General features: G+C 71.0%; 11 protein-coding genes. 7 read left to right on the top strand and 4 right to left on the bottom strand.

Going from position 1 to position 8,874, the window contains the following annotated elements:
* Window positions 1-353: 353 nt before the first annotated feature.
* The 3 genes from I6A60_RS30995 to I6A60_RS30985 all read left to right on the top strand — a co-directional run bounded on the left by I6A60_RS30995 (window position 354) and on the right by I6A60_RS30985 (window position 2,190).
* Window positions 354-548 (top strand): hypothetical protein, encoded by a 195-nt coding sequence (locus I6A60_RS30995; protein ID WP_203021360.1) that lies wholly within the window; start codon window positions 354-356, stop codon window positions 546-548.
* Between the two features lie 93 nt (window positions 549-641).
* Complete coding sequence (locus I6A60_RS30990; RefSeq protein WP_203042485.1) at window positions 642-932, top strand: hypothetical protein; 291 nt, start codon at window positions 642-644, stop codon at window positions 930-932.
* Between the two features lie 49 nt (window positions 933-981).
* Complete coding sequence (locus I6A60_RS30985; RefSeq protein WP_203021362.1) at window positions 982-2,190, top strand: MFS transporter; 1,209 nt, start codon at window positions 982-984, stop codon at window positions 2,188-2,190.
* Window positions 2,191-2,285: 95 nt separating this feature from the next.
* On the opposite strand, the gene I6A60_RS30980 is transcribed toward I6A60_RS30985, so the two are convergent.
* Window positions 2,286-3,014 carry a class I SAM-dependent methyltransferase gene (locus I6A60_RS30980; protein WP_203021363.1) on the bottom strand — a complete coding sequence of 243 codons (729 nt, stop codon included), beginning with the start codon at window positions 3,012-3,014 and terminating at the stop codon, window positions 2,286-2,288.
* 5 nt (window positions 3,015-3,019) lie between these two features.
* Between I6A60_RS30980 and I6A60_RS30975 the strand changes: the two genes are divergently transcribed.
* From I6A60_RS30975 to I6A60_RS30965, 3 genes are all read left to right on the top strand, one after another.
* Window positions 3,020-3,172: a hypothetical protein gene (locus tag I6A60_RS30975; RefSeq protein WP_203021364.1), complete on the top strand. Its 153-nt coding sequence runs from the start codon at window positions 3,020-3,022 to the stop codon at window positions 3,170-3,172.
* A gap of 319 nt (window positions 3,173-3,491) precedes the next feature.
* Window positions 3,492-3,830, top strand: a complete 339-nt coding sequence (locus I6A60_RS30970) for a helix-turn-helix transcriptional regulator (RefSeq protein WP_203021365.1) — start codon at window positions 3,492-3,494, stop codon at window positions 3,828-3,830.
* 201 nt (window positions 3,831-4,031) lie between these two features.
* Window positions 4,032-4,385 carry a hypothetical protein gene (locus I6A60_RS30965; protein ID WP_203021366.1) on the top strand — a complete coding sequence of 118 codons (354 nt, stop codon included), beginning with the start codon at window positions 4,032-4,034 and terminating at the stop codon, window positions 4,383-4,385.
* Here I6A60_RS30965 and I6A60_RS30960 read toward each other — a convergent pair.
* The 3 genes from I6A60_RS30960 to I6A60_RS30950 form a co-directional block, all read right to left on the bottom strand.
* Window positions 4,382-4,999 (bottom strand): Clp protease N-terminal domain-containing protein, encoded by a 618-nt coding sequence (locus tag I6A60_RS30960; protein ID WP_203021367.1) that lies wholly within the window; start codon window positions 4,997-4,999, stop codon window positions 4,382-4,384. The two genes, I6A60_RS30965 and I6A60_RS30960, sit on opposite strands and share 4 nt — an antisense overlap.
* Window positions 4,996-5,229 (bottom strand): helix-turn-helix domain-containing protein, encoded by a 234-nt coding sequence (locus I6A60_RS30955; RefSeq protein ID WP_203021368.1) that lies wholly within the window; start codon window positions 5,227-5,229, stop codon window positions 4,996-4,998. The genes I6A60_RS30960 and I6A60_RS30955 overlap by 4 nt, the downstream gene beginning before the upstream one ends.
* A 160-nt stretch (window positions 5,230-5,389) precedes the next feature.
* A complete protein-coding gene (locus tag I6A60_RS30950) occupies window positions 5,390-7,366 on the bottom strand; it encodes an ankyrin repeat domain-containing protein (RefSeq protein WP_203021369.1) in 1,977 nt (658 codons plus the stop codon).
* Window positions 7,367-7,845: 479 nt separating this feature from the next.
* Here I6A60_RS30950 and I6A60_RS30945 point away from each other — a divergent pair, with 479 nt between their 5' ends.
* Complete coding sequence (locus I6A60_RS30945; protein ID WP_203021370.1) at window positions 7,846-8,175, top strand: hypothetical protein; 330 nt, start codon at window positions 7,846-7,848, stop codon at window positions 8,173-8,175.
* Window positions 8,176-8,874: the final 699 nt, after the last annotated feature.

Below are 8,874 nucleotides of genomic sequence, written 5' to 3'. Positions count from 1 at the left end.
TCATCACTCACAGTGCCCATCCCGCCGGACCTCGGCCCGGCGTGTCGGGCCGGAAACACCGATCTTGAAACAGGCCCGCCGCGACGGGGTTAGCGCTGGCAGGTGTGGGCCGCACGCTCGACCTGGCGCCTGGCGCCTGGCGGTGCGACGGGGCCGAGGCGTGGTGGCCGGCGGAGCCCGTCGCTTGCCTTGGCTCCTGCCCGGTCGGCGGTGCGCGGGGTGTCCGTAGATTGATGTTCGGCGCAGGTGGCACCAGGGTGGCGGCTGGATAGTCGGACCCTGGACCCGTTGCCTGTGGTCGGTGAGGACGGTCCCAGCGGGTTGGTGGGCTGGCCGGGTCCGCGGGTGGTCTGGTGACCGCGCTGGGCGATGCCGTGTCGGGCTGGACGGTCCTCCGGGGGGCCGAGGGGATGGGCTTTTCGCGCATCGTGTTCTCGGCGGTTTGCTTGTTCATCACGCTGGTGAGTGCTGGCGCCTTCATCGAGGGCGCGTACGAACCGGGCTCGCCGCCTGTCCGCCGGGCGGGAACGGCACCCGGCCGGCGGTAGCATCCGAGCGTGCAGCCGCGACGTCACCGGATGCCTCAGCGGCAACGGCGTGACTCGGCGCGAGAGTGGATCCGTTCCGGCGCGGTAGTGACCGTGAATAGCTACGCCAAGCGGTACGGCGTCGACCGCCATACCGCCTACGACGACCTCACCGCGCTCGGGTTCGCGTTGCCAGACTCGTCGCGCCAATGGGCACAACGCCCCCCGGCGATCCGACGCGGTCACGCCGAGAATGGCGGCGACCAAGTCGACGACGAGTGGTGGACCATCCTGAACGGCAGGGTGTTCTTCGTGGTGGGCCGCACCTCGGGTGGTGCGCCCTACGGTGTGATCACCGACGAGATGCCGGCGTACGACAGTTCGTGGGATAGCGCCGGAACGTGATCGGCTATCCGGGACGGGATCAGCGCGTCTTGCGCGCGCTGCATGACCGATGACACGGTCAGCGATGGCGCCCGCGGCGCCGGCTGGGCAGATGTGGCCGCTGTACGCGGCCGGGTTCACCACCGCGTTCGGTGCGCATGGCATCGCCGCCAACCTCGGCGCGGCCTCCGGGCACGCTGTCACCTCGCTTCTGGTGCTCGGTGGGCTGCTGGCCCTGTATGACGGGGCTGAGGTGCTGCTCAAACCGGTGTTCGGTGGTCTCGCTGACCGCGTCGGTGCCCGGCCGGTGCTGCTCGGTGGGCTGATGGCTTTTGCTCTCGCGTCTGCGCTGTATGCGGTGGCGGACAGTCCTGGCTGGCTGTGGGCCGCGCGTCTTGGCCAGGGCGCCGCGGCGTCGGCTTTCTCCCCGTCGGCCTCGGCGCTGGTGGCCCGGCTGAATCCGGCGGCCAAGCATGGGCGTGCGTTCGGCTCCTATGGGTTCTACAAGTCGATCGGTTACACCCTGGGCCCGCTGCTGGGCGGGGTGCTGGTGTGGGCTGGCGGTATACAACTGCTGTTCACGGTGCTGGCCGTGCTTGGCGTCACGGTCGCGCTGTGGGCGGCGCTGGCCGTGCCGGTCGTGGCGCCGCTGCCCAGGTCCCGCCAGACCGTGGCAGATCTGGCCCGGCGGTTGGCTGACACGGACTTCCTCGCCCCGACCGCCGCGCTGGCCGGCGCGACGGCGGCTCTTTCCGTCGGGGTCGGTTTCCTGCCGGTTTCAGGCCGGGTGGCAGGGCTGGGCGCGCCGGTGACCGGGGCGGCTGTCTCTGTCGTCGCCGCGTGCGCGGCCGTCGTTCAGCCATGGGCAGGACGTGCCCTCGATCAGCGGCGCCTGACGACTCGTTCTGGTCTGGCCGCGGGCCTGGCGGTCACCGCCGCGGGTCTGACCGGCGCGATGCTGCCCGGCCTCGCCGGCGTGCTTGTCGGCGCCGCGCTGATCGGCGTGGGGGTAGGTCTGATCACCCCGCTGGGTTTCGCGGCGCTCGCCGCGAGCACCCCTACCGAACGCCTAGGCCAGACCATGGGCGCCGCCGAGCTCGGCCGTGAACTCGGCGACGCGGGCGGCCCGCTGCTCGTCGCCACCGTCGCCTCCCTCACCACACTCACCTACGGCTTCGCGGCGCTCGCGGCACTCCTCGCCGCCGGTGCGGCTCTCGCGTTCGTGCGTCGCGGCAGTGCGCCGGGGCGTAGGAGAACCAAGTCCGGCTGGGGTGACTGACCGCTCCCACCTGGCCCCTTGTAGCCGTCGTACGTGCCCTGCCGGTGTCCGTTCTGCGCGGTCGAGCTCCAGGGGCTCTGGCGTGGCGTGGGCGGCTATCGGGGCAGGGTCTGGGTGATGCGCCACAGCCGCCGGGGCAGGGCGCCTTCCTCGAAGGCGTGCACCTCGTTCAGTGTCCAGCCGGTGGCGAGGTCGTCGATCAGGTCGCGGGCGAAAAAGTGCACGGCGAAACCGCCGTGCTCCCAGATGTCGTCGCCGTGGCTGGTCCCGGCCCGGTGATGGGCGTCGCCGGTATGCCGCACGGTGTAGACGAAGACGCCGCCCGGTCGCAGCACCCGGCGCACCTCCTCGACCACCGCGTGGATCTCCGCGGTGGCCAGGGCCATGCTCAGCAGCATGTGCGCGAACACCGCGTCCACGGATCCGTCCCTCAGTGGCAATGGCTCGCGGACGTCATGGGCGGCCGTGACGATCCGCTCCGCCGTGCCCTGACTACCAGCAGCCGAGCGCAAATGCTCCAGGCCCACCACACTGAAATCGGTAGCCACCACGGTGAAGCCCGTGCGGGCGAAATACAGCGCGTCGCGGCCGTGGCCGGCGCCCAGCTCCAGCACCCTACGGGCGTCGGCCGCGCGGAACGCTTTGGCCGCGTGGACGGCCGGCTGCGATGGTTCCTGACCGTACATGGCGGGGTTCTCGCCGTAGGTCCGCTGCCAGTGCTCGCGCTGGGCCTCGGCCAACTCCCGCTCCGCCACCGCGGACACCTTTCTCACCACCCAGCCAACGCCGGGCCCTGAAGAGGCCAGCCTAGAGAGTCCCGCCATCTGCCGTGCTCGCGGAGCCTGGGGCGCGGTTGCTCGACTTCACGGGCCGGCCGATGGCTGGTTGGATCACCGCCGCTCCCGATGCCCTCACCGACCGGGCCCTGGCAGCCTGGCTGCGCCGCTCACTCGAGTTCGTCGAACAGCTCCCAGCGAAATGACCGCAGCTCGCCATCGCGCTGTCCTCATCGGATCAGCGATGTTGTGGGCGGCGGCGGGCCGTCGTTGTCCGGTTCGCCCGGTGGCGGGAGCACGGCCACCGATGTGGCAATCGTGGAGGTCGGCTTCGTGGGTTAGCCCGCGTGCAGGGGCTGGCCGGTTTCGAGGAGGGTCTTGAGGCCGGACAGGACACGCATCCATCCGGTGACCGCGACCCGGGCCGCGGTTTTGGGTGCGTTCTCGAGGACACCGGTCGCCGCGGCAACACGACCCGCGACCCGCGAGGCCGAGCCGGAACCGGGACCCGGCCTCCTCGGGGCGATGTCCGCCTGTTGCACACCACTGGCCCACGAGCCGCTGTCCGCGGCGGAGGCCGACCAGCTCGCCGCCGTCCTGAAGGCCATCGCCGTGCCGGCCCGTCTACGACTCCTGTCGATGATCTACGCGCGCGACGGTGGCGAAGCCTGCATCTGCGAACTCACCGAACCCCTCGGCCTGACCCTGCCGACCGTCAGCCACCACCTGAAGGTCCTCGTCGACGCCGGTCTGATCAGCCGCGACATACGCGGCGTCTGGGCCTACTACCGACCGGTACCCAACGCCATGGCGGCACTCGCCGCGATGGTCACGCCGGCACCCGCGGCGGCCGACGCCGCCTGATTAACACCGCGAGCCTGAGCCGTCCTGTGGAGAGCGAAGGCGGCTGAGGCCGGGCGGGGTGGTGAGCGCTGGCAGCCGACTTCTCCGGCCTACGCAGGCGCGGAGGTCAGGACGGTGGATGCGGGGTACCACCGGCTGCCGCCATCGCGGACCTTGGTGGTAGATCGTCCTTGAACGTGTCGCGTCTGTGCTGACGGACGGATGCTGATCGTCGATGCCGTGTGTGACGGGGTGGTGGCGATGCTGATCGAGGTCCTGTATGTCGACGGCTGCCCGAACCACGGCCCGTTTCTCGCCCATTTGGGTGAGCTGTTGGAGCGGGCCGGGGTGTCCGCGCCGGTGCGGGCACGTCGGGTAGGCGACGACCAGACCGCGCAGGCCGAACGTTTCCTCGGCTCACCGACGCTGCGGATCAACGGCCGGGATGTTGACCCGGCAGCGGCCGGTCGAGGTGATTTTGGGCTTCAGTGCCGGGTGTATGCGACGGCGGAGGGGTTGTTTGGCAGTCCGCCGGACGAGTGGGTGCTCGCCGCGTTGCGGGCCGCTGCCGGTTAGCTGGCGATCGGCAGGTGCGTGGCGACCGCTGCGCGCAGCAGCGGCAGGGATACGTCCAGCTCGTCGAGTACCCGGCCCAGGCCGGTGCTCTGTGCGTCGAGGGTGGCGAGGAGCAGGCGCTGGTGCAGCTGGGGAGGTGTGGCGTCCCAGCACCGTCCGAGGGTGTTGTCCAGGGTGCGTTTGAGCTGGGGGGTCAGTGGCGGTTCGCACAGCGGGCCGCGGGGACGGAGGTTCCAGCCGACCTCGCTGGTGTAGAGCCGATGTATCGGGTCCGGCCCGAACCGCGCGTCGACCTGACGGCGGATCTCGTCGAGATCGATGCCCAGGGTGGCTAGCAGTGTTCCGGCGTCCCAGCGTGGCCCGTCGCCACGACCGGACCCGACGACGAGCCAGACCGCGTCGCGCGTCCGTGGGTAGGTGACGCTGTGCTCGGCGAGTAGCCGCGACGTCGAGCCCGTCTGCTCCCGGGTCAACGCGATCAGTAGATGCTCGACCCCGACGTAGCCATGGCGGGCCTGGCCGGCTTCCTCCCGCGCCGCGGTCAGCACCGGGCCGATCGGCCGAGCCAGGTATGTCCGAGGCCCGGCGCCGCCGCGGGCGTTGGGCCGGCTCATGGCTGCCTGCGTCCGGGCAGCCGCCGTGGGGCGTACTTCTTGTGCACACCCTGCCGGGTGAGCCCCAGCGCGGTCGCGATCCGTTCCCATGTCCAGCCGTGCTCGCGCGCCGAGGCGACCTGTAGCGCTTCCAACTGGTCCAGCAGCTCGCGGAGCGCCACGATCGCCGCGAGCCCGATCTCCGGGTCGTCGTGGGCGGCAGCCGCCGCCAAGGTTGTTGCTTCCCGCATGCTGTCATCTTCAGTTGACAATACTCATCTTGTCAACCGGAGTGGACAGGCCTGTTGTGGGTTTGGGGCAAGCCGCGAGGACGGTGGTGAGCCTGCCCGACACTCGTGTGCCGGTGCCGGGCAGGTCCCGGCACCGGCGCTAGGGCTCGGCGGGACCGTTCTACGGGTGGTGCTCGTTCGCGTCGCGGATCTCGACCACGGCGTCGTCGGCGACGGTGAACGCTTGATAGAAGAGATTCGCCGGGTCCGCGGGGCGCTCGGTCTGCCCGGCGTGGGTGACGGCGAGGCCGAGGGTGATCGTGTCACCGTGGATCGTCATCGTCTCGACGGTGGCGCTGACCCCTTGGGCGCGCAGCAGTTGGTACCACTCCAGGACGTGGGCGCGGCTATGGCAGCCGGTTGGTCCGCCGCCCCAGCGGACGTCGGGGTGCAACACGTCGGCGAGCGCCTGGTTGTCGCTGGTGTCGAACGCCGTGCGGAGCTGCTCGCTGATCCGGCGGGCCGCTGGCGTGGGAGGTGCAGCCTTCGCCGGTGGCTCGGCTGGAGTTGACGATGCATCGTCGTCTGGCTCGCCGATGCCGTAGCCGGCGAGCAGAACGGCGACCTCGTCGGTGGGCGGCTTGCCCCCGACCCAGGCACCGTCCCGGGTCGCCCCGGCAGTTAGCAGGAGGCTGACGGTGGCAGCCCAGTCGCCGTCTGGGCTGTAGGCGGGGCGTTCGCCGCTACCGACCGTTGCCCATGCCAGCGGGGTCGCTCCCCACTGCTGGTCGGCGGCGTCGATGTCGGCGCCGTGGTCGAGGAGCAGCCGGACCGCGTCGAGGCGGCCGGTGTAGCTGGCGGCGTGCAGGGCGGTCGCGCCGTCCTCGGGCCGGTGCACCCCGACGGGGAAACCGAGATCGAGCATGAGAGCGACCGGGCCGGCGCCGGCGTACTCAGCGGCGTCCACGAGCCCCGCGTGATCGTCTCTGCTGAGCTGGCGCCGAAGGTCAGGATGGTCGGCGAGCAGCCGGCGTGCCTCCTGACCGTCGCCGCGTCGGCACGCGCCGAGCAGTCGATCGACAGGTGTGGCGTCGTCCGCGGCGCCGTAGCAGGCCAGGACGGCGGCGACGTCGTCCCGGCCGCGGCGGACCGCGATGCGTCGGGCTGACAGGCCGTCGCGGCCCACGGCGTTCGGGTCGGCGCCCGCCGCGAGTAGCGCCTCAATGACCGCCGGGCTGTCGCTGCCCGCTGCGGCTGGTAGCGGGTTCAGGGTCCGGTCCGGTAGCAGGCCGGTGGGCGCCGGCTCGTTGGGGTGGGCGCGGCCCGGGTCCGCGCCGGCCGCCAGCAGCAGCCGCACGGCCTCGCGGTTGTCGCGGCCGAGCGCTCCGGGCAACGCCCGCGTCGCGTCACCAGCGCCCAGACCGAACTCGACCAGCAGCCGCAGACAGGCCGTGTCCGGGTGGAAGACCGCGTGATACGCCGACTCGCCGTCATCAGGGTCGGCGCCCGCTTCCAACAACAGCCGGGTCACCGCCGGGTTGTCCGCCACCCCTACCGCCCCATACAGCGCGGTGGTCAGCCCGCCTCCGCCGCGGCGGACCGCGGTGTTCGGGTCCGCGCCCGCCGTGAGCAGCAACCGGGCCGCCGCCAGCAAGCCGTCGGCCCGGTCGGGGTCGATCCGGTGCCAGCGCGAATGACACACGTACAACAAGGGCGGCCACCCCTGGCCGCCGACCGGCCGGCTCACCGCCGCCGGATCGGCCGCGATCAGCCTGCCCAACGTGGCGGCATCGCCGACCACAGCGGCGGTCGCGGCGTCGAACCCGACGATCGTGGGATCCCCGGCCAGCAGCCGCTCAGCCAGGCCGTCGCGAACGGTAACGCTCGCCGTCAGGAACGCCTCGACCCGTCCGACCCGATCCAGTGCCTTCGCCTCGGCCTCGGCTTTCAGCCGTGGCCAGCTGGCGAACCCGTACTCGCGGGCGAGAACCACCTGCGCGACCGACAGACTCACCGGCGCCTGCGAGCGCACATCAACCCGGGCGGCGATCCGCTCCCACGCGACCCGGTCGCCGGCACGGGCAGCGTCGCGCAGTTCCTTCGCCTGGCGGCGAAGCTGGTCGAGATTGGGTGTTACCGGCAGTGGACGACTGGCCATGCCATCTCCTCACGTCGCCGTCCCGGCCCGCGGCTGGAGGCGTGAAGAAGATGACATCCCACAGGCCGTGCGACATACGTCGAGGTGGACTCAGTCCTTCCCGCGGGCCCGGACGCGTCCTCGAACGCGCACCCACACTTTAACCAGCCCATCCACCCGCCCACCTGTCGCGGGACGAGGCCCGACACTGTCCATCCCGTGATCGATAACCTGCAGGCGCTCGACGAGAAGGAACAGCGCGCGGTGTTCCTCGCGATCCGCTCTGGCCGGCCCGCGGCCTAGCCGCTGACCGTCGCGTGGCGCACCGTGGACTACCAGCGCCCTCACCCCTGAGGCCGTTATCGGCGATCTCAACACCTGGCTGCTGTCCGCAGCGCCGACGTCGCCCCCGATGTCCATCCGAAGGGTCCACGCCCTCGCAGAGAGCCAGCATCACGGGCATGCGGCCCGGCACACCTCCACGCTCCGACCGCCTAGGCGTGCGGTGGGGAGACGCCGGTGCCGCGCTGTCGTCATCGATTCTGGCGGCGATGACCGGGATGGTGCGGGGGAAGGTCCGCCGTGGTGGCGGACGTGGCGGCGAACGGTGGGCGGAACGGCTGATCGCCCACCGCCAGGAAGAACGACGCTGGGAGACCGAGGCCATCCGCCGGCGGGAGGCCGCGATCGCGACGGCGACGGCCCGCTTTCGGGAGGACGTCCGCCGCCAGGTCCTGCAGGGTCGTATCGCCGAGGTCGCGTTCACCGACGACGCTCGGGCCTATGCCGACGCCCTCGACGCCACCGCCGATGACCTCCAGGCGGCGTGAGCGGAGGCGGTGCGGGCCGGGCTGCGCGCGGGCCGGCGCGGCGGGCCCGATCGCCGTCTCGGACTGGACCGCGAGTCGGCTTGCCGCCGAAGATCTGACGCCGCAGAAGAGGTCTGTCCTGCCACGGGCGAGCCTTGACCCGTCGGGATCCCTGACAGGCTGTTCGCCCAGCTCAGCACCCTTACGGTCCCGTCGCATCCTTCAGAGTCCGGCGCCGTTCGCGTCCATAGCCATCGACCGCTTTGCCTTCTCGGTGTCCGAGAGCTGATGTTGTGGCTTCTCATACGGCGCCTTTGCCGGGTTCCCGTGAGACCTACCACGAAGTTCGGCCTGCCCGGACTTCGTGTCTGCGACCGCGAGACCTGGCAAACTGGGTCGGTAACGAAGTCTCCTGGGACTGGGGAAATGACTTCAACAATCCCGACCCTGGCGGGTGGCCGGTCGCCTGTGCGCATGCCCTGTTCCGTCACGGTCCGTCACCTTGACCGGGGGCGGTCCTTCATCACCAGACCTGTCACCGAAATCGGGGCGACGTCGGTGTCACCGCCGGCATTGACCTCTCAGCCATCCGCGCGAAGATCGCATGCAGGCTTCTAGCCTGCGATTATGACCTTCTCCAACCCTGACGTCTCCTTGGAGCGGCCTACGACCCCGTGGCTCCAGGAGTACCGACGCCGCGCCTCAGAAGAGCAAGAGTGA

The sequence above is a fragment of the Frankia sp. AgB1.9 genome, assembly GCF_016786355.1.
Taxonomy (GTDB): domain Bacteria; phylum Actinomycetota; class Actinomycetes; order Frankiales; family Frankiaceae; genus Pseudofrankia.
The sequence above is the reverse complement of the archived record's forward strand: the minus strand, read 5'-3'. Positions and strand labels throughout refer to the sequence as shown.

Excerpts from the sequence above, each read along its gene's own strand:
- I6A60_RS30950 (WP_203021369.1), bottom strand. The coding sequence starts at position 7,366 with ATGGCCAGTCGTCCACTGCCGGTAACACCCAATCTCGACCAGCTTCGC.
- I6A60_RS30960 (WP_203021367.1), bottom strand. The coding sequence starts at position 4,999 with ATGAGCCGGCCCAACGCCCGCGGCGGCGCCGGGCCTCGGACATACCTG.
- I6A60_RS30985 (WP_203021362.1), top strand. The coding sequence starts at position 982 with ATGACACGGTCAGCGATGGCGCCCGCGGCGCCGGCTGGGCAGATGTGG.
- I6A60_RS30955 (WP_203021368.1), bottom strand. The coding sequence starts at position 5,229 with ATGCGGGAAGCAACAACCTTGGCGGCGGCTGCCGCCCACGACGACCCG.
- I6A60_RS30970 (WP_203021365.1), top strand. The coding sequence starts at position 3,492 with ATGTCCGCCTGTTGCACACCACTGGCCCACGAGCCGCTGTCCGCGGCG.
- I6A60_RS30965 (WP_203021366.1), top strand. The coding sequence starts at position 4,032 with ATGCTGATCGTCGATGCCGTGTGTGACGGGGTGGTGGCGATGCTGATC.
- I6A60_RS30980 (WP_203021363.1), bottom strand. The coding sequence starts at position 3,014 with ATGGCGGGACTCTCTAGGCTGGCCTCTTCAGGGCCCGGCGTTGGCTGG.